This window comes from Stenotrophomonas sp. 2619 (genome assembly GCF_040548725.1).
Lineage (GTDB): Bacteria > Pseudomonadota > Gammaproteobacteria > Xanthomonadales > Xanthomonadaceae > Stenotrophomonas > Stenotrophomonas maltophilia_AP.
The window spans coordinates 172,155-196,888 of the sequence record NZ_JBEPSF010000009.1; the positions used below are offsets into that span (position 1 = coordinate 172,155).

At 67.7% G+C, this 24,734-nt stretch carries 20 protein-coding genes and 1 other RNA gene; 18 read left to right on the forward strand and 3 right to left on the reverse strand.

Annotated elements, in window-relative coordinates; all coding sequences use genetic code 11:
* Complete coding sequence (gene rsmI, locus ABIA71_RS11125; protein WP_354285248.1) at positions 1–822, forward strand: 16S rRNA (cytidine(1402)-2'-O)-methyltransferase; 822 nt, start codon at positions 1–3, stop codon at positions 820–822.
* 761 nt (positions 823–1,583) lie between these two features.
* On the opposite strand, the gene rnpB is transcribed toward rsmI, so the two are convergent.
* Positions 1,584–1,934, reverse strand: an RNA gene (rnpB, locus tag ABIA71_RS11130) — RNase P RNA component class A.
* A gap of 29 nt (positions 1,935–1,963) precedes the next feature.
* The gene (locus tag ABIA71_RS11135) at positions 1,964–2,773 is read right to left on the reverse strand and encodes an NRDE family protein (RefSeq protein ID WP_354285249.1); all 810 of its coding nucleotides are present in this window, start codon (positions 2,771–2,773) and stop codon (positions 1,964–1,966) included.
* A gap of 325 nt (positions 2,774–3,098) precedes the next feature.
* Between ABIA71_RS11135 and mraZ the strand changes: the two genes are divergently transcribed.
* From mraZ to lpxC, 15 genes are all read left to right on the forward strand, one after another.
* Positions 3,099–3,545: a division/cell wall cluster transcriptional repressor MraZ gene (gene mraZ / locus ABIA71_RS11140; protein WP_354285250.1), complete on the forward strand. Its 447-nt coding sequence runs from the start codon at positions 3,099–3,101 to the stop codon at positions 3,543–3,545.
* Positions 3,546–3,559: 14 nt separating this feature from the next.
* Positions 3,560–4,528, forward strand: a complete 969-nt coding sequence (gene rsmH / locus ABIA71_RS11145) for a 16S rRNA (cytosine(1402)-N(4))-methyltransferase RsmH (RefSeq protein ID WP_354285251.1) — start codon at positions 3,560–3,562, stop codon at positions 4,526–4,528.
* On the forward strand, positions 4,525–4,788 hold the full coding sequence (ftsL, locus tag ABIA71_RS11150; RefSeq protein ID WP_159495760.1) for a cell division protein FtsL: 264 nt from the start codon (positions 4,525–4,527) through the stop codon (positions 4,786–4,788). The genes rsmH and ftsL overlap by 4 nt, the downstream gene beginning before the upstream one ends.
* Positions 4,785–6,629 carry a peptidoglycan D,D-transpeptidase FtsI family protein gene (locus ABIA71_RS11155; protein ID WP_354285252.1) on the forward strand — a complete coding sequence of 615 codons (1,845 nt, stop codon included), beginning with the start codon at positions 4,785–4,787 and terminating at the stop codon, positions 6,627–6,629. The genes ftsL and ABIA71_RS11155 overlap by 4 nt, the downstream gene beginning before the upstream one ends.
* A complete protein-coding gene (locus ABIA71_RS11160; RefSeq protein ID WP_354285253.1) occupies positions 6,626–8,107 on the forward strand; it encodes a UDP-N-acetylmuramoyl-L-alanyl-D-glutamate--2,6-diaminopimelate ligase in 1,482 nt (493 codons plus the stop codon). The genes ABIA71_RS11155 and ABIA71_RS11160 overlap by 4 nt, the downstream gene beginning before the upstream one ends.
* Positions 8,104–9,498, forward strand: coding sequence for a UDP-N-acetylmuramoyl-tripeptide--D-alanyl-D-alanine ligase (locus ABIA71_RS11165; protein WP_354285254.1), 1,395 nt, complete (start codon positions 8,104–8,106; stop codon positions 9,496–9,498). Before ABIA71_RS11160 ends, ABIA71_RS11165 begins: the two co-directional genes overlap by 4 nt.
* Complete coding sequence (mraY, locus tag ABIA71_RS11170) at positions 9,488–10,573, forward strand: phospho-N-acetylmuramoyl-pentapeptide-transferase (RefSeq protein ID WP_038690505.1); 1,086 nt, start codon at positions 9,488–9,490, stop codon at positions 10,571–10,573. Before ABIA71_RS11165 ends, mraY begins: the two co-directional genes overlap by 11 nt.
* The gene (ftsW, locus tag ABIA71_RS11175) at positions 10,573–11,919 is read left to right on the forward strand and encodes a putative lipid II flippase FtsW (protein WP_354285255.1); all 1,347 of its coding nucleotides are present in this window, start codon (positions 10,573–10,575) and stop codon (positions 11,917–11,919) included. Before mraY ends, ftsW begins: the two co-directional genes overlap by 1 nt.
* A complete protein-coding gene (gene murG / locus ABIA71_RS11180) occupies positions 11,916–13,007 on the forward strand; it encodes an undecaprenyldiphospho-muramoylpentapeptide beta-N-acetylglucosaminyltransferase (RefSeq protein ID WP_354285256.1) in 1,092 nt (363 codons plus the stop codon). Before ftsW ends, murG begins: the two co-directional genes overlap by 4 nt.
* 43 nt (positions 13,008–13,050) lie before the next feature.
* Positions 13,051–14,487: a UDP-N-acetylmuramate--L-alanine ligase gene (gene murC / locus ABIA71_RS11185; RefSeq protein ID WP_354285257.1), complete on the forward strand. Its 1,437-nt coding sequence runs from the start codon at positions 13,051–13,053 to the stop codon at positions 14,485–14,487.
* Complete coding sequence (locus ABIA71_RS11190) at positions 14,484–15,476, forward strand: D-alanine--D-alanine ligase (RefSeq protein WP_354285258.1); 993 nt, start codon at positions 14,484–14,486, stop codon at positions 15,474–15,476. The genes murC and ABIA71_RS11190 overlap by 4 nt, the downstream gene beginning before the upstream one ends.
* Positions 15,473–16,204 (forward strand): cell division protein FtsQ/DivIB, encoded by a 732-nt coding sequence (locus ABIA71_RS11195; RefSeq protein ID WP_502961235.1) that lies wholly within the window; start codon positions 15,473–15,475, stop codon positions 16,202–16,204. The genes ABIA71_RS11190 and ABIA71_RS11195 overlap by 4 nt, the downstream gene beginning before the upstream one ends.
* Positions 16,201–17,436 carry a cell division protein FtsA gene (gene ftsA / locus ABIA71_RS11200; protein WP_017355446.1) on the forward strand — a complete coding sequence of 412 codons (1,236 nt, stop codon included), beginning with the start codon at positions 16,201–16,203 and terminating at the stop codon, positions 17,434–17,436. Before ABIA71_RS11195 ends, ftsA begins: the two co-directional genes overlap by 4 nt.
* Positions 17,437–17,631: 195 nt before the next feature.
* Complete coding sequence (gene ftsZ / locus ABIA71_RS11205) at positions 17,632–18,864, forward strand: cell division protein FtsZ (RefSeq protein WP_038690500.1); 1,233 nt, start codon at positions 17,632–17,634, stop codon at positions 18,862–18,864.
* 179 nt (positions 18,865–19,043) lie between these two features.
* Positions 19,044–19,955: a UDP-3-O-acyl-N-acetylglucosamine deacetylase gene (gene lpxC, locus ABIA71_RS11210; protein WP_038690499.1), complete on the forward strand. Its 912-nt coding sequence runs from the start codon at positions 19,044–19,046 to the stop codon at positions 19,953–19,955.
* A 344-nt stretch (positions 19,956–20,299) separates the two neighbouring features.
* Here the strand turns inward: lpxC and ABIA71_RS11215 are convergent, their stop codons facing one another.
* Positions 20,300–20,740: a DciA family protein gene (locus tag ABIA71_RS11215; RefSeq protein ID WP_038690498.1), complete on the reverse strand. Its 441-nt coding sequence runs from the start codon at positions 20,738–20,740 to the stop codon at positions 20,300–20,302.
* A 12-nt stretch (positions 20,741–20,752) separates the two neighbouring features.
* Here ABIA71_RS11215 and ABIA71_RS11220 point away from each other — a divergent pair, with 12 nt between their 5' ends.
* Together ABIA71_RS11220 and secA are read left to right on the forward strand one after the other, a co-directional pair.
* Positions 20,753–21,703 carry a M23 family metallopeptidase gene (locus ABIA71_RS11220; protein WP_038690496.1) on the forward strand — a complete coding sequence of 317 codons (951 nt, stop codon included), beginning with the start codon at positions 20,753–20,755 and terminating at the stop codon, positions 21,701–21,703.
* A 230-nt stretch (positions 21,704–21,933) separates the two neighbouring features.
* Positions 21,934–24,666, forward strand: a complete 2,733-nt coding sequence (secA, locus tag ABIA71_RS11225; RefSeq protein WP_354285259.1) for a preprotein translocase subunit SecA — start codon at positions 21,934–21,936, stop codon at positions 24,664–24,666.
* Positions 24,667–24,734 lie beyond the last annotated feature (68 nt).

The following is a 24,734-nucleotide window of genomic DNA, read 5'->3' on the forward strand; positions in this document are numbered from 1 at the left end:
ATGAGTGCTGTCCCCACGCTGTATGTCGTTGCCACCCCGATCGGCAACCTGGCCGACCTGACGCCGCGGGCGCAGGACGTGCTGCGCTCGGTGGCCGCGATCTGTGCCGAGGACACCCGTCGCAGCGGCCAGTTGCTGGCCCACTTCGGCATCCAGCAGCCGCTGGTCGCGCTGCATGACCACAATGAAGAGGCCATGGCGCAGCGCATCGTGGCGCGGCTGCAGGCCGGCGAGTCACTGGCGCTGGTGAGCGATGCCGGCACCCCGCTGGTCAGTGACCCGGGCTACCGGCTGGTGCGCGCCGCCCGCGAGGCGGGCATCCGGGTCAGCCCGGTGCCGGGTGCCTGCGCGGTGATCGCCGCGTTGAGCGTGGCCGGGCTGCCCAGCGATCGCTTCACCTTCGAAGGGTTCCTGCCGGCCAAGGGCTCGGGCCGCCGCGAGCGGCTGCAGGGCCTGGCGGCGGAAACCCGCACGCTGGTGTTCTACGAATCCTCGCACCGCATCACCGAATCGCTGGCCGACATGGTGGCCACCTTCGGCGCCGATCGCCCGGCGGTGCTGGCCCGCGAGCTGACCAAGCTGTTCGAGACCGTGCTGGATGGCACCCTGGCCTCGCTGCTGCAGCAGGTGGAAGCCGACGACAACCAGCGCAAGGGCGAGTTCGTGGTGATGGTGCAGGGCGCCGCCGACGACGAGCAGGCCCAGCTGGCAGCCGGCCGCCGCATGTACGCCAAGCTCAGCGAACACCTCCCGCCTTCGACCGCCGCCAAGCTCGCCGCCGAACTGACCGGCGCCCCCCGCAAGGCCCTCTACGGCACCTGACACGGTAGAGCCACCCCATGGGTGGCTGGCATGCGCCCACGGGTGGCTGCACGCGATGCCGAACCAACGGCAGCCACCCACGGGGTGGCTCTACCGGATGTGCAGGTTGAATCCAGCCCCGTGCCCACCGTGGAGGCGCGGTAGAGCCACCCCATGGGTGGCTGGCATGCGCTCACCGGTGGCTGGCACGCGATGCCGAACGAACGGCAGCCACCCATGGGGTGGCTCTACCAAATGTGCAGGTTGAATGCAGTCCCGCGCCCACCGTGGAGGCACGGTAGAGCCACCCCATGGGTGGCTGGCATGCGCGCACGGGTGGCTGGCACGCGATGCCGAACGAACGGGAGCCACCCACGGGGTGGCTCTACCAAATGTGCAGGTTGAATCCAGCCCCGCGCCCACCGTGGAGACACGGTAGAGCCACCCCATGGGTGGCTGGCACGCGATGCCGAACGAACGGCAGCCACCCACGGGGTGGCTCTACCGGATGTGGAGGTCGAATGCAGCCGCGCGCCCACGGTGGAGACACGGTAGAGCCACCCCATGGGTGGCTGGCACGCGATGCCGAACGAACGGCAGCCACCCATGGGGTGGCTCTACGGTGATGTGCAGGTTGACTACGGCCCATGCCGCCGTCTGGAGGCACAGCTCCCTTTGGTAAAGGGGGCGCGGCGACAGCCGCGGGGAATTGGGCGCTGGTGGCCCGGGGCCCAAGGTTTGCGCTGCAAACCTTGGGGCTTTTTTCGTCACGACGAAAAAAGCGGCGGAGCCGGCCGATAAGCCGGGTTTTGTCGTGGACAGTCATTCCTCTAGGCGCTACGTCACCGCAGCGCTCAAGCAACCTACCCGGACCCGACGCGGGCCACGCCATTAGGTCCCTATTTGGTCTTGCTCCAGGTGGGGTTTGCCGTGCCGGTCTGTTGCCAGACTCGCGGTGCGCTCTTACCGCACCATTTCACCCTTACCGGCTTCCCGAAGGAAACGTAGGCGGTATCTTTCTGTTGCACTTTCCGTCGGCTCGCGCCGCCCAGGCGTTACCTGGCACCTTGCCCTATGGAGCCCGGACTTTCCTCGGCATCCGCAAGGGATGACGCGACTGTCTGGCCGACTCCGCCGCGCGCATTTTCGCACATCCGCCGCGTTACAGGGGCGCCGCAGGCGACACGGCCGTGGCCAACGCCGGCACTTCCCCGGCGCCAACCGTCAGCCGGGTCTCGCCGACGCAACCGCCGTCCGGTCCGAACCGCCGCTCGTGGATGAAACCTTCGCCGTTGGCATCCAAGGCGATCAGCGTGCTGGCGCGGGTGCCGTACTCGGGGCTGCGGATGAAGGCCGCGCTCAACCAGCGCTCGCGCGCCAGGCCGATGCCGGTGTCGGGCAGGGCACTGTCGTCGGCACGGGTTTCATCGGCCAGCGCCCGCCACAGCGGGCTGAGGTCGTCGCTGCCGCTGGCGATCCAGGCCTGCAGCGCGGCGTTCAGGCGCACGGTCTTCGGCCATGGTGCATCCAGCGGCCCGTTGGACATCCCGTGCACGCCGGGTGCCAGCGCCTGCCGGCCCGCCGGGTGGTTGCCCAGGAACTGGCAGCTGTCGCGGTCGGCCAGCAGCAGATTGAACGGGGCGAAATCGGCGGCGCGGGCGGCGAGCGCATCGGCCACGTGGGCGGCCGGCGCGGCGTCACGCAGGTAGTCGGCCACCAGCGCCCCGCGGGAGGGGCCGGTCTGACGGGCCAGCGGGTCGCGCACGTTGGTCACCACCGCCATGCGGCCGCCGGGGCCCACCCCGGCCCAGGTGCCGCCCGAGCGCAGGTCGCGCCCAGCCAGCAGCCCGCAGTCAGGCGCCGGCCAGGCGGCCAGGGCGGCGGTGGGGCGGGCGTGGAACTCGTCGCGGTTGCCGGCCATCAGCAGCTGCCAGCGGGGGTGGGTTTTCCAGGCAAGGGCAAGCAGGCACATGGCCGGCATTGTGCTGGGTTTGCGCAAGGCAGGGCCAATGGCGACGGGCCTTGGCATGAATACGCGCCTATGTTTCACGCCCTCTACACAGGACTGAACTTCGCCCCAATCTCAAAAATTGAGACGAAACAGCAACTTGTGGATAAGCCTTGAACAAGTCTCTAAACATTGCTGCAAGCCCTTGATGTTCAAAGTGATTTCCCGCTCGCAAAGTTGTTGACAACCCAATCGGCACTGCTAAGGTGGGCAACAGAGGCAAAACCGGGTTTTTTGTGGTTTTTCGTGGTTCAATGTTTCATCCGGGCGAAGGAAAGGTGCACGCGTCGTGTTTCAGGGCGAGACGGCCATCACGGTTGACGATAAAGGACGCATGGCGGTTCCCACCGCGCATCGTGACCTTGTCGCGCGTGTGAGCAACAACCGCCTGGTCCTGACCTACAACCCCTTCGAGTCCGGCTGCCTGTGGCTGTATGCCGAAACCGAATGGGAGCGGGTCCGCGACGACGTCATGGCCAAACCCAACACACAGCGCGTCGTGCGTCTGCTGCAACAGAAGCTGGTCGGTTCGGCCGCGCATCTGGAGCTCGACGGCAACGGCCGCATCAGTATTCCTGCCAGCCACCGCGGTGCCGTTGGCATTGAAAAGAAGGCGGTTCTGCTCGGCATGGGCGACAAATTCGAATTGTGGAGCGAGCAGGCACATCGCGCGTTGATCCAGCAGACGTTGTCTGACGGGGATCTGAGCGATGGGTTGCTCGACCTGAAGTTGTGAGCCGGGGTGCCCGGATGCGCGGAGCAGCGCAGACCGGTCACCTTCCGGTGTCGCAGTCGCCGGCGGGGCACCTGCCGGTTCTGTACACACAGGTCCTGGACGGCCTGAGGGTGATCGAAAACGGTACGTATCTCGATGGCACGTTTGGTCGTGGCGGTCACGCCCGCGGCGTGCTCGAGCAACTCGGTCCCGGAGGCCGGCTGCTGGTCATGGACAAGGATCCCGAAGCGATTGCGGTAGCCGAGCGCGATTTCGCGCCGGACCCGCGCGTGTCGATCTTCCGGGGCAGCTTTGCCGACCTGCTGCATTGGGACGCCACCGCCGACGGCCTGGACGGGGTGCTGTTCGACCTGGGCGTGTCCTCGCCGCAGCTGGACGTGGCCGAGCGCGGTTTCAGCTTCGGCAAGGACGGCCCGCTGGACATGCGCATGGACCCGGACAGCGGCGAAAGCGCGGCGCAGTGGCTCAACCGTGTTGAAGAACGCGAGCTGATGGACGTGCTGTGGACCTACGGCGAAGAGCGCCAGGGCCGCCGCATCGCCAAGGCCATCGTGGCCCGCCGCGACAAGCAGCCCTTCACCCGTACCGCCGAGCTGGCGGAGTTGATCGCCTCGGTGATGCCGCGTGGCAAGGACAAGATCCACCCGGCCACGCGCAGCTTCCAGGCCATCCGCATCCACATCAACCGCGAACTGGCCGACCTTGAAGCCGGCCTGGACGCGGCGATGGCGCGCCTGAAGCCGGGCGGCCGGCTGGCGGTGATCAGCTTCCATTCGCTGGAAGACCGCATCGTCAAGCAGTTCATGAACCGCCACGCCAAGGCGCCGCCGAGCAATCGCCGGCTGCCCGAGCTGGCTGCGTTCAAGCCTACCCTCGACCTGCATGGCGGCGCCATCAAGGCCGAGGACGACGAGCTGGCGGTCAACCCGCGCTCGCGCAGCGCCGTGCTGCGCGTGGCCGAAAAGCGCGAGGTGGCCGAATGAGTCGCCTGCTGCTCATCGTGCTGCTGGCCTGCACCGTCGCCTCGGCGATCGGGGTGGTGTTCATGCGCCACCGCCACCGCCAGACCTTCATCGAACTGTCCAAGGCCGAGCGCGCGCGCGACGAGATCAACATTGAATTCGGCCGCCTGCAGCTGGAGCAGGCGACCCTGGCCGAGGCTACCCGGGTCGATCGCGTGGCCCGCGAGAAGCTCGGCATGAAGTTCCCGGAAGCGGCCGACGTGGTGGTGATCCGGCCATGAACAAGTCCGGTCGCAACCGCACCCGCAACAGTTTCAACCTGCGCCAGCGCCTGAAGTGGGTGGGTCTGGCGCTGGGGCTGTGCTCGGTGTCGCTGGTCGGCCGTGCCGCCTACGTGCAGATCATCAACAGCGATTTCTACCAGCGCCAGGGCGAGGCGCGGTACCTGCGCGAACTGCCGATCAACACCTCGCGCGGCATGATCACCGACCGCAACGGCGAGCCGGTGGCGGTGTCCACCCCGGTCGCTTCGATCTGGGTCAATCCGCAGGAACTGCTGCGGTCCCCGGACCGTATTCCCGAGCTGGCCACCGCACTGGGCATGCCGCTGGACGAGCTGAGCTCCAAGCTGTCGCAGAAGTCGGACAAGGAATTCATGTACCTGCGCCGCCGGATCAATCCGGACGACGCCGAGAAGGTGGTGGCGCTGAAGATCCCGGGCGTGGCCTCGCAGCGCGAGTTCCGCCGCTTCTACCCGCAGGGTGAGGCGATGGCGCACGTGCTGGGCTTCACCAACATCGACGACCGCGGCCAGGAAGGGCTGGAGCTGGCCTTCGACGAATGGCTGCGCGGCAAGGCCGGCGCCAAGCGGGTGATCCGCAACCGCAAGGGCGACACGGTGGAGAGCGACCTGCTGCGCGCCGCCGAGCCGGGCAAGGACCTCACCCTCAGCATCGACCGCCGCATCCAGTTCCTGGCCTTCAAGGAGCTGCGCAACGCGCTGATCGCCAACAAGGCGGCCGGCGGCTCGATGGTGATCATGGACGTGGCCACCGGCGAAGTGCTGGCCATGGTCAACCTGCCCACCTACAACCCCAATTCGGTCGGCGGCGCCGCCCCGGACACCCGCCGCAACCGCGCGGTGACCGATCTGGTCGAGCCCGGGTCGACCATGAAGCCGCTGACCATCGCTTCGGCGCTGCAGTCCGGCGTGGTCACCAAGGACACCACGGTGGACACCAACCCGGGCTACATGGCCGTGGGCCGGTTCACCATCAAGGACGTGCCGCGCAACAACGGCGTGCTGAACGTCACCGGCGTGATCACCCGCAGCTCGAACATCGGCGCGGCCAAGATCGCCGCCAAGATGCCCGACCAGGTGTTCTACGACCACGTCCACAGCTTCGGCTACGGCGTGTCCCCGCACAGCGGTTTTCCCGGTGAATCGGCCGGCGTGCTGCCGCGCCCGGCGCGCTGGAGCGGGTCGTCCAAGACCACCATGTCCTACGGCTACGGCCTGAATGTCACCCCGCTGCAGATCGCCACCGCCTACTCGGCGCTGGGCAACGGCGGCAAGTTGATCGCACCGACCTTCGTCAAGGGCCAGCGCAACGAAGGCAAGCAGATCATCGACGAGAACATCGCCAAGCAGGTGGTGGCGATGATGGAAACCGTGGTCACCCAGGGCGGCGCCAAGCAGGCCGCGGTGCTGGGCTACCACGTGGCCGGCAAGACCGGTACCGCACGCAAGGCCGGCCCCGGCGGCTACGAACGCGGGCATTACAACGCGCTGTTCGCCGGCGTGGTGCCGGCGACCAACCCGCGCTTTGCCACGGTGATCGTCATCAACGACCCGCAGGCGGGCAAGTACTACGGTGGCCTGGTGTCTGCGCCGGTGTTCCACAACGTGATGGAAGGCGCGCTGCGCCTGATGGACGTGCCGCCGGACGACATCGAGTCGTGGCTGGTGGCGCAGCAGTCCGGAAAGCTGGGGCATACCGCCTCGTCGTTGCCGGTGCCACCGCCGGAAACGGTGATCGCCCCGGACGCCGCCGCCGAATTCGATGCCGCGCTGCCCAGCGCGCACGCCACGGTGCCGCCCGCGCAGGGAGGCACCCAATGAGCCAGACGATGTTGCTTTCGCAGTTGATCCCCGATGTGGCGCTCAGCCACGATCCGTCCATCACCGGCCTGGTGCTGGACAGCCGCGCCGTGCGCCCGGGCAATGCCTTCGTGGCGATCGCCGGCTTCGGCGCGCACGGGCTGGGTTTCGTCGACCAGGCGCTGGCCAACGGCGCCGGCGCGATCCTGTTCGAGCCGCCGGCACCGGCCGAGCTGCCGGCCCCGGCCGACGCCATCGCCGTGCCCGGCCTGCGCACGCGCATGGGCGCGATGGCCGACCAGTTCCACGGCCATCCGTCGCGCGCGATGACGATGGTGGGCGTGACCGGCACCAACGGCAAAACCTCCACCGTGCAGCTGCTGGCCCAGGCCTGGCACCTGCTTGGTACCGCCAGTGGCAGTATCGGCACCTTGGGCGTGGGTCTGTATGGCCACGTGGTGCCGACCGGCTTCACCACGCCGCTGGTGCTGCAGATGCATGACGTGCTCGCGCAGCTGCGCGACGACGGCGCGCGCGCGGTGGCGATGGAAGTCAGCTCGCACGCGCTGGACCAGGGCCGCGTGGATGCCGTGCACTATGACGTGGCGGTGTTCACCAACCTCACCCGCGACCATCTCGATTACCACGGCGACATGGCGCAGTACGGCGCGGCCAAGGCCAAGCTGTTCCACCGCGAAGGCCTCAAGGCCGCCGTAGTGAACCTGGACGACAGTTTCGGCAGCGAACTGCTGCGCACCGTAGATGCCAGCGTGCGCCAGATCGGGCTCAGCTCGCGCGGCGCGCAGCAGGCCACGCTGCGCGCCGATTCGCTGAAGCTGGACGGCCGCGGCATCGCCTTCGACCTGGTAGTGGAGGGCGCGCGCCACCCGGTGCAGTCGCCGCTGCTGGGCCGCTTCAACGTGGACAACCTGCTGGCCGTGGCCGGCGCGCTGTATGCGCTGGACCATGCGCCGGCCGCGATCGCCGCACTGCTGTCGCAGCTGCAGCCGATTGCCGGGCGCATGAACCGGCTCGGCGGCGAGCGCGGCCTGCCCACCGTGGTGGTCGACTACGCCCACACCCCCGACGCGCTGGAACAGGCGCTGGCCAGCCTGCACGACCACCTGGCCGGGCGCCTGGTCTGCGTGTTCGGCTGCGGCGGCGAGCGCGATACCGGCAAGCGGCCGCAGATGGCCGCCATTGCCGAGCGCGGCGCCAACGTGGTGATCGTCACCGACGACAACCCGCGCGGCGAAGACGGCGACGTGATCGTGGCCGACATCGTGGCCGGTCTGGCCAACCCCGCCGCCGCCATCGTGCAGCGCGACCGCGCCGCCGCCATCGCCACCGCGATCGGCCTGGCCGGTGCCGGCGACATCGTGCTGATTGCCGGCAAGGGCCACGAGCCCTACCAGGAAGTGCACGGCGTCAAGCATGCCTTCGACGACACCGTGGTGGCCGCCGGCGTGCTGGCCTCGCTGCAGGAGGTCGCCCCATGAAGCGCACCCCGCTGTCGCTGATCGCGCATTGGGCCGGTGGCGAGATCCATGGCGACGACACCGCCATCGACGCCATCAGCAAGGACACCCGCACGCTTGCCCCGGGCAGCCTGTACGTGGCGCTGCGTGGCGACCGCTTCGACGGCCATGATTTCGCCGCCGACGCGGTCGCGCGTGGTGCCTCGGCGATGCTGGTCGAGCGCCTGCTGGACGTGGCGCTGCCGCAGATCCTGGTCGCCGACACCCAACACGCGCTGGGCCGCATCGCCCATGGCATGCAGCGCGACCGCGCCGCCGGGGTGTTCGCCATCACCGGCAGCAACGGCAAGACCAGCGTCAAGACGCTGCTGCTGGCGATCCTGCAGCAGGTGGCGCGCGAAGAACACAAGGTGGTGTACGCCAACCCGGGCAATCTCAACAACGAGATCGGCCTGCCGCTGGCGGTGCTGGATGCCCCCGAAGACGCCGATTTCGCCGTCTACGAGATGGGCGCCGGCAAGCCGGGCGACATCGCCTACCTGACCGACATCGTGCGCCCGCGCTACGCGCTGGTGAACAACATCGCGCCGGCCCACCTGGAACGGATGGGCAGCCTGCAGGGCGTGGCCACCACCAAGGGCGCGATCTACGCGGCGCTGCCAGCCGATGGCGTGGCGGTGATCAACGCCGACGACGCCTTTGGCATCTGGTTCGAACAGCACATCGTGGGCCAGCCGCCGCGTTGCCGCGTGCTGCGCTACGGCCTGGACCACAGCGCCGACGTGAGCGCGCTGGCGATCCGCCCCAGCGCCACCGGCAGCCAGTTCCTGCTCACCAGCCCGATCGGGACCGTGGAGATCGCGCTGGCCCTGCCGGGTCGCCACAACATCAGCAACGCACTGGCCGCCGCCGCGCTGGCGCTGGCCGCCGGTATCGGCCTGGACCCGATCGCGCAGGGCCTGGCCCGCGCCGAACCGGTGCCGGGCCGCCAGGTCGCGCACCAGCTGCCCAACGGCGCGGTGCTGATCGATGACAGTTACAACGCCAACCCCGGCTCGCTGGCCGCGGCGATCGACGCGCTGGCCGGTGGCAAGGACGAAGGCTGGCTGGTGCTGGGCGACATGCGCGAACTGGGCCCGGACGGGCAGGCGCTGCATGCCCAGGCCGGGCGCCGCGCACGCGATGCGGGCCTCAAGCGCCTGTACACGCTGGGGCCGCTGAGTGCCGCCGCGTCGAGCGCCTTTGGCGACGGCGGCCGGCACTTCCAGGACCACGACACGCTGGCCGCCGCGCTTGCCTCTGAACTGCATGCTGGCGTGCGCTGCCTGGTCAAGGGCTCGCGCGGCAGCGCCATGGACAAAATTGTGAAAGCGCTGCTGGCGCGAGGAGAGGAAACCCCCCATGTTGCTTGAACTGGCCCGATGGTTGCAGCAATTGGAGAGCCTGTTCGGGCTGTTCGGCTATTTGACGCTGCGCGGCATTCTTGCCGCGCTGACCGCGCTGTTCCTGTCGCTGTGGCTGGGCCCGGCGATGATCCGCAAGCTGGCCCAGTTCAAGGGTGGCCAGCCGATCCGTACCGACGGGCCGCAGACCCACTTCTCCAAGGCCGGCACGCCGACCATGGGCGGTTCGCTGATCCTGCTCACCATCACCCTGTCGGTGCTGTTGTGGGCCGACCTGCGCAACCGCTACGTGTGGGTGGTGCTGGCGGTGATGCTGTGCTTCGGCGCCATCGGCTGGTACGACGACTGGATCAAGATCGTGCGGCGCGACCCGAACGGCCTGAAGTCGCGCTGGAAGTACCTGCTGCAGTCGATCTTCGGCCTGGCCGCCGGCCTGTTCCTGTTCTACACCGCCGACGTGCCCGCCGCGCTGACCTTCTACATCCCGATGTTCAAGTCGGTGGCGCTGCCGCTGGCCGGGATCAGCTTCGTGGCCATCGCCTACTTCTGGATCGTCGGCTTCTCCAACGCGGTCAACCTGACCGACGGCCTGGACGGCCTGGCGATCATGCCGACCGTGCTGGTGGCCTGCGCGCTGGGCGTGTTCGCCTATGCGTCGGGCAACGTGGTGTTCTCCAACTACCTGCAGATCCCGCAGATTCCCGGGGCCGGTGAACTGGTCATCATCTGCGCGGCCATTGCCGGTGCCGGTCTGGGCTTCCTGTGGTTCAACACCTACCCGGCCATGGTGTTCATGGGCGACATCGGTGCGCTGGCGCTGGGTGCGGTGCTGGGCACCATCGCGGTGATCACCCGCCAGGAGCTGGTGCTGGTGATCATGGGCGGCGTGTTCGTGATCGAAACGCTGTCGGTGATGATCCAGGTCGCCTCGTTCAAGCTGACCGGCAAGCGCGTGTTCAAGATGGCGCCCATCCACCACCACTTCGAGTTGAAGGGGTGGCCCGAGCCGCGCGTGATCGTGCGCTTCTGGATCATCTCGGTAGTGCTGGTGCTGATCGGCCTGGCCACGTTGAAGGTCCGCTGATGAACGACCTGTCGCGCCAGGCAACCCGCCTTGAAGCCATCGGAGGCCACTTCGACAAGTGGCTGCTGGGCGCGATCATCGCGCTCACCGGGCTGGGCGTGGTGATGGTCGCGTCGAGCTCGATCGCGTTGATGAGCAGTCCGTTCTACTACCTCAACCGCCACCTCATCTTCCTGGCCATCGGCATCGTGCTGGCGGGCATCGCCATGCGCACCGAGCTCAAGAGCATCGAGCAGTACAACCAGGTGCTGCTGCTGGGCTGCTTCGCGCTGCTGGTGGTGGTGTTCGTGCCGGGCCTGGGCAGCAGCGTCAACGGCGCCCGGCGCTGGATCAACCTGGGCATCTCCAAGTTCCAGACCGTCGAAGCGGTCAAGGTGCTCTACATCGTGTGGCTGTCCAGCTACCTGGTGCGCTTCCGCGACGAGGTCAACGCCACCTGGCCGGCGATGCTCAAGCCGCTCGGCGTGGCCGGTGCGCTGGTGGTCCTGCTGCTGCTGCAGCCCGACTTCGGGTCGTCCACGCTGCTGCTGGCCATCACCGCCGGCATGCTGGTGCTGGGCGGCGTGAACATGCCGCGCATGTCCATGCCGGTGATCATCGGCATGGTGGGCATGAGCGCGCTGGCGATCATCGAGCCCTACCGCATGCGCCGCATCACCTCCTTCCTGGACCCGTGGGCCGACCAGCAGGGCGACGGCTACCAGCTGTCCAACGCGCTGATGGCCGTCGGCCGCGGTGAGTGGACCGGCGTGGGCCTGGGCAACTCGGTGCAGAAGCTGTACTACCTGCCCGAAGCGCATACCGACTTCATCTTCTCGGTCACCGCCGAGGAGCTGGGTTTCATCGGCACCTGCCTGATCATCGCGCTGTACGCGCTGCTGGTGGGCCGCACCTTCTGGCTGGGCATGCGCTGCGTGGAAATGAAGCGCCACTTCTCCGGCTACATCGCGTTCGGCATCGGCCTGTGGATCAGCATGCAGAGCTTCGTCTCGATCGGCGTCAACCTGGGCATCCTGCCGACCAAGGGCCTGACCCTGCCGCTGATTTCCTCCGGCGGGTCCAGCGTGCTGATGACCTGCGTGGCGATGGGGCTGCTGCTGCGCGTGTCCTACGAACTGGATCGCGCCGAGCGCCGCCAGGCAGTGCGCATGGGCGCGGCCGAAGGCGACGAACCGATGGACGCCGAGCCGGGCAGGGGCGCCAGTGCCTCGTCCGTGGCCGCCGCCCTGCAGGACAGCAAGGCCCATGACGGCAGCCCGCGCGACGGCCTGCCGCGTGACAGTGCCTCGCGGGGCACCAGCCGCATGCAGCAGCGCATCGAACCGACCCTGGGGAGGATGGGATGAACACCCCATCGTCTTCTTCCGTGCGCCCGGTGATGATCATGGCCGGTGGTACCGGTGGTCACATCTTCCCCGGCCTGGCCGTGGCCAAGGTGCTGCGCGCGCGCGGCATTCCGGTGACCTGGCTGGGCAGTGACGGCGGCATGGAAACGCGCCTGGTGCCGCAGCACGACATCCACATCGACACGCTGGCCATCAGTGGCCTGCGCGGCAAGGGCAAGCTGGCCCTGCTCGGCGCGCCGGGCCGCCTGCTGCGCGCGGTGCGCGCGGCCGGCTTCCTGATCCGCGACCGCCAGCCGCGTGCGGTGGTGTCCTTTGGCGGCTTCGCGTCCGGCCCCGGTGGCCTGGCCGCGCGGCTGCACGGGCTGCCGCTGCTGGTGCACGAACAGAACCGCGCGCCGGGCCTGACCAACCGCGTGCTGTCGCGTTTCGCGCGCCGCGTGCTGACCGGCTTCCCGGGCAGCTTCGCCGAGCGCGAAGAGGCCGTGGGCAACCCGGTCCGTGCCGAGATCGCCGCGATCGCGCCGCCCGACCTGCGCCTGGCCAACCGCCAGGGGCCGCTGCGCCTGCTCGTGCTGGGCGGCAGCCAGGGCGCGCGCGTGCTCAACAACGCCGTGCCCAAGGCGCTGGCCGCCCTGGGCAGCCACGTCGCCATCGACGTGCGCCACCAGAGCGGCGAGAAGCTGCATGCCGAAGCCGTCAGCGCGTATCAGGACGCCGGTGTCACCGCGCGCGTGGATGCGTTCATTGCCGACATGGCCGAGGCATTCGCCTGGGCCGACCTGGTGGTGTGCCGTGCCGGCGCCTCGACCCTGGCCGAGCTGTGCGCGGTTGGCGTGGGCAGTGTGCTGGTGCCGTTCGCCGCTGCCGTGGATGACCACCAGACCCGCAACGCGGAGTACCTGGTCGAGCGTGGCGCGGCCGTGTTGCTGAAGCAGGATGAAACGCTGGCCACGCACCTTGAAGGCGTGCTGCGCGATTTGTCCGAAAATTCCGCCCGTCGCATGCAGATGGCAAACGCCGCGCGTGCCCTGGCCAAGGTCGATGCCGCAGAGCGCATCGCCGACATCATCCTCGAGGAATCCAAATGAAGACCGCCACGCGCCATCGCGCCTGCCCGACGCGGGGCCGCGCATGATCCGCCGCCTGCACGACACCAACGACCTGGTGCGCGCCTTCCCGCGCGTGCACTTCGTCGGCATCGGCGGCACCGGCATGAGCGGCATCGCCGAAGTGATGCTGACCCTGGGCTATGAAGTGTCCGGGTCGGACAACGCCGACAACACCGCCACCCGCCGCCTGGCCGGCCTGGGCGCGCGGGTGATGCGCGGCCATTCGGCGGCCAACGTGCTGGGCACCGACTGCGTGGTGGTGTCCAGCGCGATCCGCGACGACAACCCCGAGCTGATGGAAGCGCGCAGCCAGCGCATTCCGATCATGCCGCGCGCGGCGATGCTGGCCGAACTGATGCGTTTCCGCCGCGGCATCGCCGTGGCCGGCACCCATGGCAAGACCACCACCACCAGCCTGACCGCGGCGGTGCTGAGCGAAGGCGGGCTGGACCCGACCTTCGTGATCGGTGGCCAGCTGCTGGCCGCCGGTGCGAATGCCAAGCTCGGCAGCGGCCAGTGGCTGGTGGCCGAAGCCGACGAAAGCGATGGCAGCTTCCTGCGCCTGAACCCGCTGGTGTCGGTGATCACCAACATCGACGCGGACCACCTGGAGAACTACGGCAACGATTTCGCCCGGGTCCAGGCGGCCTTCGCCGAATTCCTGCAGCGCCTGCCGTTCTACGGCCTGGCCGTGCTCTGCATCGATGACCCGGAAGTGGCCGCGCTCGCTGCGCAGACCCCGCGTCACGTGATGAGCTACGGCATGAGCAGCAACGCCGACGTGCGCGCCGAGGACGTGGTCCAGGACGGCCCGCGCATGCGCTTCACCCTGCGCCTGCCCGAAGGCAGCAGCTACCCGGTCACGCTGGCCCTGCCGGGCGCGCACAACGTGCTCAACGCGCTGGCTGCCGCCGCCGTGGGCTGGCAGCTGGGCGTCGCCCCGGACGCCATCGCCCGCGCGCTGGAAAGCTTTGCCGGCATCGGCCGCCGCTTCAACGACCTGGGCATCGTCACCACCCACAACGGTGCCCGCGTGCGCCTGATCGACGACTACGGTCACCACCCGCGCGAGCTGGCCGCCGTGTTCGCCGCTGCCCGCGGCGGCTGGCCGGACCAGCGCCTGGTGGTGGCCTTCCAGCCGCACCGCTACAGCCGTACCCGCGACCAGTTCGATGCCTTCGCCGCGGTGCTGTCCGAAGTGGATGCGCTGGTGCTCAGCGAGGTCTACCCGGCCGGCGAAGCGCCGATCCCGGGCGCCGACTCGCGTTCGCTGGCGCGCGCCATCCGTGCGCGCGGCCGCAGCGAGCCGGTCGTGGTTGGCCACACCGCCGAGCTGTCGCACGTACTGCCCGACGTGCTGCAGGACGGTGACCTGCTGTTGATGATGGGCGCCGGCGATATCGGCCACGTGGCCCAGCTGATCGCCACCGAAGGCTTCACGGAGACCCCGGCCGCATGAACCCGATCTTCTTCCCGTCGCTGCGCGTCACCGACCCGGCCGTGTTCGGCCGCGTCGCGGTGCTGCTTGGCGGCACCTCCAGCGAACGCGAGGTGTCGCTGGATTCGGGCCGCAACGTGATCGCCGCGCTGCGCGCGCGCGGTGTCGACGCGGTGGCCGTGGACGGCATCCCGGCGCTGGCGCTGGCGCTGGTTGAAAAGCGCTTCGACCGCGTGTTCAACATCCTGCACGGCCACAACGGCGGCGGTGAGGACGGCATCGTGCAGGGACTCATGGACGCCTTCGGCGTGCCCTACACCGGCTCCAGCGTGCTCGGCTCGGCGCTGAGCATGGACAAGATCCGCACCAAGCAGGTGTGGTTGTCGCTGGGCCTGCCCACGCCGCGCTACGTGAAGCTGGTGGAAGGCGTGGAAGTGCACGCCGCCGCCGCCGAACTGGGCCTGCCGGTGGTGGTCAAGCCGGCCAACGAAGGCTCCAGCGTGGGCATCAGCCGGGTCAGCGATGATGCCGGCCTGGATGACGCCGTGGCCTTGGCCGCGCGCTACGACGGCCAGCTGCTGATGGAACAGATGGTGGTGGGCGACGAGCTCACCGTGGCGATCCTGGGCGACCAGGCGCTGCCGTCGATCCGCATCGTGCCCAAGGGCCAGTGGTACGACTACAACGCCAAGTACATCGCCGAGGACACCCAGTACCTGTGCCCCGGCCTGGAGGGCGATGACGAAGCCGAGATCCGCCGCATCGCGCTGGCCGCCTTCCAGGCCGCCGGCTGCTACGGCTGGGGCCGGGTGGACGTGATGCGCGACCGCGACAGCGGCCGCTTCTACCTGTTGGAAGTGAATACCGCGCCGGGCATGACCAGCCACTCGCTGGTACCCAAGGCCGCCGCGCAGGCCGGCATCGGCTTCGAGGAACTGGTCTGGCGCGTGCTGGAACAGACCCTGCCGGGCAATCTGCAGGACCTGGACAGGGAGCGTGCCCACGCATGAACGCGGTGCTGCGCATCTTCGTCTGGTTGCTGGCCCTGTCGGTCGTAGCGCTGCCCGTGGTGGCGGTGCTCAACGGCTGGGTCGGTGCCGAACGCTGGCCGTTGGCCAAGCTGCGCGTGCACGCCGAGTTCAACCGGGTGCCGGCCGAACAGCTGCAGCAGGTGGTGCTGCCGTACGCCAAGGCCGGGTTCTTCGCGGTCAAGCTGCAGGACGCGCAGGACGCCATCGAGCAGCTGCCGTGGGTGGAAAGCGCGCAGGTGCGCAAGCAGTGGCCCGACGTGCTGGAAGTCAGCCTGGTCGAGCACAAGCCGTTTGCGCGCTGGGGCAACGACCGACTGCTGTCCGAGCAGGGCAAGTTGTTTGCCACGCCCAAGAAGCTGCAGGACCTGGCACTGCCCGACCTGGATGGCCCGGACAGCCAGACCGAAGAAGTGGTGGCGCTCTACAACGATGCCCGGGCGCTGTTCGCGCCGGCCGGGGTGGACGTCAAGCGGGTCAGCATGGACGCGCGTGGCAGCTGGTCGCTGCTGCTCAGCAATGGCACCGAAGTGGTGGTGGGCCGCGACGACGCACGCTCGCGCCTGCAACGCTTCGTACGCGTGCTGCCGCAGCTGAGCAACCAGGCCGCGCCGATCGAACGCGCCGACCTCCGATATACCAATGGTTTCACGCTGAGCTGGGGTACCCCGGCCGCAACCGCGCCAAAGCCGGCGCAGGACAGGACATGAATCGCAAGGGTGACAAATCACTGATCGTTGGCCTGGATATCGGCACCTCCAAGGTGGTGGCGCTGGTCGGCGAGTACTCGCCGGGCAACCCGATCGAGGTCATCGGCATCGGCTCGCACGAATCGCGCGGGCTCAAGCGCGGCGTGGTGGTGGACATCGAATCCACCGTGCAGTCGATCCAGCGTGCGGTGGAAGAGGCCGAGCTGATGGCCGGCTGCGAGATCCGCTCGGTGTATGCCTCGATCTCGGGCAACCACGTGCAGTGCAAGAATTCCCCCGGCATCGTGCCGATCCGCGACGGCGAAGTGACCTGGGGCGACCTGGACCGGGTGCTCGACGCGGCCAAGGCGGTGGCGATCCCGGCCGACCAGAAGATCCTGCACGCCATTCCGCGCGAGTACGTGCTGGACGATTCGCAGGAAGGCATCCGCAACCCGGTCGGCATGACCGGCGTGCGCCTGGAGGTGCATGCGCACCTGGTGGTGTGCGCGCAGTCGGCCGCCGCCAACATCAGCAAGTGCGTGCAGCGCTGCGGCCTGCAGGTGGACGACCTGGTGCTGTCCTCGCTGGCCTCCAGCGTGGCCGTGCTCACCGCCGACGAGCGCGAGCTGGGCGTGGTGCTGGTCGACATGGGCGCCGGCACCACCGACCTGGCCGTGTTCGTGCAGGGCGCGATCTGCCACACCGCCTCGCTGCCGATCGCCGGCGACCACGTCACCAACGACATCGCGCACATGCTGCGCACGCCCACCCCGGAAGCGGAGCAGATCAAGGTGCGCTACGCCTGCGCGCTGGCCCAGCTGGCCACCGCCGAGGAAAGCATCCAGGTGCCCAGCGTCGGCGATCGTCCGCCGCGCCGGATGCCGCGCCACGCGCTGGCCCAGGCGGTGCAGGGCCGTTACGAAGAAATTTTCGAGATGGTCCAGGCCGAACTGCGTCGCTCCGGCTTCGAGGAACTGGTGCGCGCCGGCATGGTGCTCACCGGCGGTGCCTCGAAGATGGAAGGCGTGGTCGAACTGGCCGAGGAAATGCTGCAGATGCCGGTACGCGTGGGCATTCCGCAGCACGTCACCGGCCTGGGCGAAGTGGTGGGCAACCCGGTGCACGCCACCGGTGTTGGCCTGCTGCTGATGGGCAGCCAGATCGAACACCCGCGCCGTCCGTCGCTGCCCACCGGGCGCGCGGGCAGCATGTTCAAAAAGCTCAAGACCTGGTTCCGCGGCGAATTCTGACGCGGCCCGCGGTAGAGCCGACCGTTGGTCGGCTGCATCACCTGCACCCCCGGCACCACTGCAACGCAACGCACCACCGCAACACGCAGCACCGGCAACACACAACCCACACAGCCGCAACGGCAACATGACGCGCGAAAGGCAGGAGGCCTGACCGCCCATGCCACCGAAAGCGGATACAACGAGGACACGGACATGGCGCATTTCGAACTGATTGAAAAGATGGCACCCAATGCGGTGATCAAGGTGATCGGCGTGGGCGGCGGCGGCGGTAACGCCGTGGCGCACATGGTGAGCACCAGTGTGGACGGCGTGGAATTCATCACCGCCAACACCGACTCGCAGGCCATCAAGAATTGCGGTGCCAAGCTGCAGCTGCAGCTGGGTACCAACGTCACCAAGGGCCTGGGCGCAGGCGCGAACCCGGAAGTCGGCCGCCAGGCCGCGCTGGAAGATCGTGAGCGCATCATGGACGCGCTGCAGGGTGCGGACATGGTGTTCATCACCGCCGGCATGGGCGGCGGCACCGGCACCGGCGCCGCACCGGTGGTGGCACAGCTGGCCAAGGAGATGGGCATCCTGACCGTCGCCGTGGTCACCAAGCCGTTCCCGTTCGAAGGCCGTCGCCGCATGCAGGTGGCGCTGAAGGGCATCGAGGAACTGAGCCAGCATTGCGACTCGCTGATCACCATTCCGAACGAAAAGCTGATCACCGTGCTGGGCCGCAACGCCACCATGATCCAGGCCTTCCGTGCCGCCAACGACGTCCTCCAGGGCGCCGTGCAGGGCATCGCCGACCTGATCGTGCGTCCGGGCCTGATCAACGTCGACTTCGCCGACGTGCGCACCGTCATGTCCGAAATGGGCCTGGCCATGATGGGCACCGGCACCGCCCGCGGCGATGACCGCGCCCAGGCTGCTGCCGAAGCGGCCATCCAGAACCCGCTGCTGGACGATGTGAACCTGGCCGGTGCCAACGGCATCCTGGTCAACATCACCGCCGGCGCCGACTTCACCATGGCCGAGTTCGACGAGATCGGCCGCACCATCGATGGCTTCGCCTCCGAAGACGCCACCGTGGTGGTCGGTACCGTGCTGGATCCGGACATGCAGGACGAAGTCCGCGTGACCGTGGTGGCCACCGGCCTGAACCGCGTCGTGGCCTCCAAGACCCAGCGTCCGGGCGAGCGCGCGCCGATCAAGCTGGTCCGCAACGCCACCACCGGCCAGCCGGAGTTCGGCGAGTTCGACACCGGCGGCGATGCGGTCTCCAAGGCCGTGGGCGGGATGGGCATGGGCATGGGCCTGCGTCGTCCGAGCGCCGATACCCCGGCGTCGTCGGCCCCGTCGTCGTCCGGCCCGGCGGCTGCTGAACTGCCCAACGATTACCTGGACATCCCGGCGTTCCTGCGCCGCCAGGCGGACTGAGGATTGCATGCCGGGGTCTTGTCCTCCCCGGTAAGCGCCTCCATGTCCCTTGCTGCCGGGCCCGGAGTGGCCCGGCAGTCTGCCGCCCGTCTTTCGGTTCAGAAAGGGGTGGTGGTACTGCGTGTTATTCTTGTTTGTCACCGCCGCGCTGACTGCGCGCTCTCCCGGTCCTGCTCCCCATGATTCCGCAACGCACCCTCAAGAACACGATCCGCGCCACCGGCGTTGGCCTGCACAGCGGTGACAAGGTCTACATGACCCTGCGCCCGGCCCCGGTCAACCATGGCATCGTGTTCCGTCGGGTCGATCTGGAGCCGGTGGTGGAAGTGCCCGCGCGCGCGGACCTGGTCACCGAAGTCACCCTGTGCACCGGGCTGACCTACCACGAGGCCAAGATCCAGACCGTCGAACACCTCATGTCGGCGCTGGCTGGCCTGGGCGTGGACAACATCATCGTGGAGCTGTCCTCGGCCGAACTGCCGATCATGGACGGGTCCTCCGGGCCATTCGTGTTCCTGCTGCAATCGGCGGGCATCGCCGAGCAGGACGCCCCCAAGCGCTTCATCCGCATTCTCAAGACGGTGGAAGTGACCGAAGGCGACAAGGTCGCCCGCTTCGAGCCCTACGAGGGCTACAAGCTCGGTTTCACCATCCAGTTCGATCACCCGATGATCCCGGCCAAGCAGTCGCGCGCCGAGATCGAGTTCTCCACGGCCGCCTACACCAAGGAAATCTCCCGCGCGCGTACCTTTGGGTTCATGCGTGACCTGGAGTACATGCGCGAGCGCAACCTGGGCCTGGGCGGTTCGATGGACAACGCCATCGTGCTCGACGAATTCCGCGTGCTCAACGACGACGGCCTGCGCTACGCCGACGAGTTCGTGCGCCACAAGATCCTCGACGCGATCGGCGACCTGTACCTGGCCGGTGGCCAGGTGCTGGGGGCCTACGAAGGCTTCAAGTCCGGGCATGCGCTCAACAACAAGCTGGTGCGCGCGCTGATGGCCGACGCCACGGCGTGGGAGTGGGTGAGCTATGACGCCGCTGCTGCTACGGCCCCGGTGGTGTATGGGGTGCCGGCGTACGCCTGAGGTAGCCACCCGTCTGAAGTAGCCCCCCATCCGAGGTAGCCACCCATGGGGTGGCTCTACCGCCATTGACGGGATATCGCATTGATTTTATTGGAAAACAAACGGCGCCTTGGGCGCCATTTTGCGTTTTCGGGGTCTTTGCGGGGTGATCTTGACGTCAATGAACCGTGGACGTGCACAGGTCACGGAATTGTGAACCTGATCGAGGTTCTTGCTGAATTTAACGCAATTTTAATAAAAGACTAACGACTGGGCGACGTTCCACGGCTACGATGCTGGCCGGTTCCCTGACAAGTTCACGTGCTCGTGACGCGTCGGGGAAGGGGACGGATGCCCCGATGCCTTCAGGACTTGGTGAAATCCATGTCCTTCAGGCAGGCCAACGCGTCGCGTAGCCCTTTGTGCGTGGCGGCTGAAACTGCGTGGGGGCCATTCCTGTTGTCGATCGCTGGGGAGCGTGGAGGAGGGGCAGCCGCAGTTTTGACGGTCACCTTGGTGACCTTCAGCCCGATGGACCGGGCCGCGTCGATCAACTGTGCTTCGGCAAGCCTCAGCTTGGCGTGCCACACGGGGGAATCGACGAGAAAAACGAGGTGCTCGCCGTTTACATTCGCCAGCCGGCAACGGGTGGCCAGTGCAGGCGGTAAATGGGGGCGCAATTGACGGTCCAGTGCGTCCAGCCACAAGGCTCGGCGTAGCGGGTTACCGGCTTTGTCCGCCATCACCGCATCCAGCGCCGGCTTCGGCGTGGATGGGGATCGCGCACTGGATTTCGGCTCAGACATGAAAACTCACTGATGGCATTCAAAAAGATCGTAATCAAAACGCGTGAAGGAAAGGCCAAGACGCCCCTGGCGCGTTTGCGTTTCTACTTCGAAGATTCCCCCCGGGCCCTGCTGGGCAGCGTGCTGGGGGTGGGCTGCCTGATCGGCTTCGGTGCCGGCATCGGCGGCAGCATGTTCAATGATTCCCGGCTCCACGCCAAGGTCGCCCAGCAGGAACGCGAGCTGGCGCAGGCCCAGAAAGACGCCCAGACCCAGGTGAACGCGCTGGCAGCGCGGATGGGTGAACTGCAGGCGCAGGCGACCCGTCTCAACGCCCTGGGCGAACGCCTGACCCAGATGGGCAAGCTGGAAGACGGCGAATTCGACTTCAACGAGACCCCCGGCCTCGGTGAAGGCGAGCCCGGCCCGACCCAGGACATCCCGGTCAGCGCGGTCAACGCCGACTTACAGGTGCTGGAGCAGCGCTTCGCTGCTTCAGGCCGCCAGCTGTCGGTGATGGAGTCGCTGATGTTCGACCACCAGCTCGAACAGAACGCGGTGCCCGGCCGCATGCCGATCCGCAACACCTACATCACCTCCAACTTCGGCACCCGCAGCGATCCGTTCGGTCGCGGTGCGGCTACCCACAAGGGCATGGACTTCCACGCCAAGGTCGGTGACCCGGTGATGTCGGTGGCCGACGGCGTGGTCAGCTTCGCCGGCGTGAAGGGCGGGTACGGCAACGTGGTCGACGTGGACCACGGCAACGGCTATGTCACCCGCTACGCGCACAACTCGCGCCTGGTGGTGAAGCCGGGCGACCTGGTGCGGGCCGGCCAGGAAGTGGCCAAGGCCGGCTCCACCGGCCGTTCCACCGGTGCCCACGTGCACTTCGAGGTGTGGGAGCGTGGCCAGGTGGTCAACCCGCGCAAGTTCCTCGGTGACGGCGGCAATACCCCGGTCGGGCGCGTTTCGCGCGGCTGATCCCGTCCGGTAGTGCCGGCCGCTGGCCGGCACGCCTGCGAGGGGGCCGAATGCGGTTTCCGGCCAGCGGCCGGCACTGGCTCCACGGGGTTGAAACCCCTGACGGCCGACCCAAGCTACAATGGGTATTGCCATAGACAGGGCGCAGTGCGCCCTGTTTCGTTTGCGGCCGACGCATCCCCCGGGGAGGGCGTGGCCGTTGGGGCGTCTCATTCCAACCGGTTCCTTCAATGATCAACAGCCTGCTTACCCGCGTCTTCGGCAGTCGTAATGAACGACAGCTGCGCCAGCTCAACCGCATCGTCGCCAAGGTCAATGCGTTGGAGCCGGAAATCGAAAAGCTCTCCGACGAGCAGCTCAAGGCCAAGACCCCGGAGTTCAAGCAGCGCATTGCTGACGGTGAAGCCCTGGACAAGGTGCTGCCGGAAGCATTCGCGGTCTGCCGCGAAGCCAGCCGCCGCGTGCTGGGCATGCGCCACTACGACGTCCAGCTGATCGGCGGCATGGTGCTGCACCTGGGCAAGATCGCTGAAATGCGTACCGGTGAAGGCAAGACCCTGGTCGCCACGCTGCCGGTGTACCTGAACGCGCTGGAAGGCAAGGGCGTCCACGTGGTCACCGTGAACGACTACCTGGCCCGCCGCGACTCGGCGCAGATGGGCAAGCTGTACAACTGGCTGGGCCTGAGCGTGGGCGTGGTCTACCCGGGCATGCCGCACGGTGACAAGCGCGAGGCCTATGCCAGCGACATCACCTACGGCACCAACAACGAATTCGGCTTCGACTACCTGCGCGACAACATGGCGCTGTCGCGCGCCGACCGCTACCAGCGCGGCCTGCACTACGCCATCGTCGACGAAGTCGACTCGATCCTGATCGACGAAGCGCGTACCCCGCTGATCATCTCCGGCCCGGCCGACGACTCCCCGGAGCTGTACATCCGCGTCAATCGCGTGGTCCCGGGCCTGATCAAGCAGGACGCCGAAGACGGCGAAGGCGATTTCTGGGTCGACGAGAAGGGCAAGCAGGTGCACCTGTCCGAAGCGGGCATGGAGCACGCCGAGGCGCTGCTGGTGGAAGCGGGCATCCTCAATGCCGAAACCGAAGGCCTGTACGCCGCGCAGAACCTGACCGTGGTGCATCACCTCAATGCCGCCCTGCGCGCGCATGCCATCTACCAGCGCGACGTGGATTACATCGTGCGCGACGGTGAAGTGGTGATCGTCGACGAATTCACCGGCCGCACCCTGGCCGGCCGCCGCTGGTCCGATGGCCTGCACCAGGCGGTGGAAGCGAAGGAAGGCGTGCCGGTCCAGCGCGAGAACCAGACGCTGGCCAGCATCACCTTCCAGAACCTGTTCCGCATGTACAAGAAGCTGTCCGGCATGACCGGTACGGCTGACACGGAAGCCTACGAATTCCAGAGCATCTACAACCTGGAAGTGGTGGTGATCCCGACCAACCGCCCGACCATCCGCAAGGACGGGTCGGACCAGGTGTTCCTCAACCGCACCGGCAAGTTCAACGCGGTGCTGGCCGACATCCAGGAATGCAACAAGCGCGGCCAGCCGGTGCTGGTGGGTACCACGTCGATCGAAACCTCGGAGATGCTGTCCGAGCACCTGCGCAAGGCCGGCGTGCACCACGAAGTGCTCAACGCCAAGCAGCATGACCGCGAAGCGACCATCATCGCCAACGCCGGCATGCCCGGTGCGGTGACCATCGCCACCAACATGGCCGGTCGCGGTACCGACATCGTGCTCGGCGGTTCGCTGGAAGCGCAGCTGCACGAGCTGGGCGAAGACGCCACCGACGAACAGCGCGCCCAGGTCAAGGCCGAATGGCAGAAGCGCCATGACGCGGTCAAGGCCGCCGGCGGCCTGCACATCGTGGGCACCGAACGCCACGAATCGCGCCGTATCGACAACCAGCTGCGTGGTCGTTCCGGTCGCCAGGGTGACCCGGGTTCGTCCCGCTTCTACCTGTCGCTGGAAGACAACCTGATGCGCATCTTCGCCTCGGACTGGGTCCAGAAGGCGATGCGCATGATGGGCATGAAGGAAGACGACGTCATCGAAGACCGCCTGGTCAGCCGCCAGATCGAAAAGGCGCAGCGCAAGGTGGAAGCGCACAACTTCGACATCCGCAAGAACCTGCTCGACTTCGACGACGTCAACAACGACCAGCGCAAGGTGATCTACGCCCAGCGCGACGAGCTGCTGGACGCCGAGTCGGTGAAGGACAACGTGGACGGCATTCGCGGCGACGTGATCTACGACATCGTGGCCCGTTTCGTGCCGCCGAACTCGATCGACGAGCAGTGGGACCTGCCGGGCCTGGAAGCCACCCTGGCCGCCGACCTGGGCGTGCAGATGGACGTGGTGGGGCTGGTCAAGCAGCACGAAGAACTGGATGCCGAAGCCATCGCCGAGAAGGTGCAGGCGCGCATTGACGCGCACTTCGCCGAGAAGGAAACCGGCGTGGGCGAAGACACCATGCGCGCACTGGAGAAGCACGTGATGCTGACCGTGCTCGACCAGAGCTGGAAGGAGCACCTGGCGCGCATGGATTACCTGCGCCAGGGCATCTACCTGCGCGGTTACGCGCAGAAGCAGCCCAAGCAGGAATACAAGAAGGAAGCGTTCGAGCTGTTCTCGGAAATGCTCGAGAACGTCAAGCGCGAAGTGGTCACCCTGCTGGCGCGCGTGCGCATCCGCAGCGAAGAAGAAGTGGAAGCGCTGGAGCAGGCCGAACGCCAGCAGGCGCAGGCGCGCCTGATGCAGTCGCAGTTCCAGCACCAGGACGCCGGCGGCTACAGCGCCGACGAAGAGGCTGCGCAGGTGGAAGCGGCGCAGAACGGCGTGGCCCAGGTGGGCCGTGACGAGCCCAAGGTGGGCCGCAACGACCCGTGCCCCTGCGGCAGTGGCAAGAAGTACAAGCACTGCCACGGTCAGCTGACCTGACCCCAGGACGCCCCGCCAAGTGCGGGGCGTCTGCTATCTGGGGGTAGAGCCACGCCATGCGTGGCTGC

Coding starts and splice junctions, on each gene's coding strand:
- rsmI (WP_354285248.1), top strand. CDS start 1: ATGAGTGCTGTCCCCACGCTGTATGTCGTTGCCACCCCGATCGGCAAC.
- ABIA71_RS11135 (WP_354285249.1), bottom strand. CDS start 2,773: ATGTGCCTGCTTGCCCTTGCCTGGAAAACCCACCCCCGCTGGCAGCTG.
- rsmH (WP_354285251.1), top strand. CDS start 3,560: ATGCGCGGAGCAGCGCAGACCGGTCACCTTCCGGTGTCGCAGTCGCCG.
- ftsL (WP_159495760.1), top strand. CDS start 4,525: ATGAGTCGCCTGCTGCTCATCGTGCTGCTGGCCTGCACCGTCGCCTCG.
- ABIA71_RS11155 (WP_354285252.1), top strand. CDS start 4,785: ATGAACAAGTCCGGTCGCAACCGCACCCGCAACAGTTTCAACCTGCGC.
- ABIA71_RS11160 (WP_354285253.1), top strand. CDS start 6,626: ATGAGCCAGACGATGTTGCTTTCGCAGTTGATCCCCGATGTGGCGCTC.
- ABIA71_RS11165 (WP_354285254.1), top strand. CDS start 8,104: ATGAAGCGCACCCCGCTGTCGCTGATCGCGCATTGGGCCGGTGGCGAG.
- mraY (WP_038690505.1), top strand. CDS start 9,488: ATGTTGCTTGAACTGGCCCGATGGTTGCAGCAATTGGAGAGCCTGTTC.
- ftsW (WP_354285255.1), top strand. CDS start 10,573: ATGAACGACCTGTCGCGCCAGGCAACCCGCCTTGAAGCCATCGGAGGC.
- murG (WP_354285256.1), top strand. CDS start 11,916: ATGAACACCCCATCGTCTTCTTCCGTGCGCCCGGTGATGATCATGGCC.
- murC (WP_354285257.1), top strand. CDS start 13,051: ATGATCCGCCGCCTGCACGACACCAACGACCTGGTGCGCGCCTTCCCG.
- ABIA71_RS11190 (WP_354285258.1), top strand. CDS start 14,484: ATGAACCCGATCTTCTTCCCGTCGCTGCGCGTCACCGACCCGGCCGTG.
- ABIA71_RS11195 (WP_502961235.1), top strand. CDS start 15,473: ATGAACGCGGTGCTGCGCATCTTCGTCTGGTTGCTGGCCCTGTCGGTC.
- ftsA (WP_017355446.1), top strand. CDS start 16,201: ATGAATCGCAAGGGTGACAAATCACTGATCGTTGGCCTGGATATCGGC.
- ftsZ (WP_038690500.1), top strand. CDS start 17,632: ATGGCGCATTTCGAACTGATTGAAAAGATGGCACCCAATGCGGTGATC.
- lpxC (WP_038690499.1), top strand. CDS start 19,044: ATGATTCCGCAACGCACCCTCAAGAACACGATCCGCGCCACCGGCGTT.
- ABIA71_RS11215 (WP_038690498.1), bottom strand. CDS start 20,740: ATGTCTGAGCCGAAATCCAGTGCGCGATCCCCATCCACGCCGAAGCCG.
- ABIA71_RS11220 (WP_038690496.1), top strand. CDS start 20,753: ATGGCATTCAAAAAGATCGTAATCAAAACGCGTGAAGGAAAGGCCAAG.
- secA (WP_354285259.1), top strand. CDS start 21,934: ATGATCAACAGCCTGCTTACCCGCGTCTTCGGCAGTCGTAATGAACGA.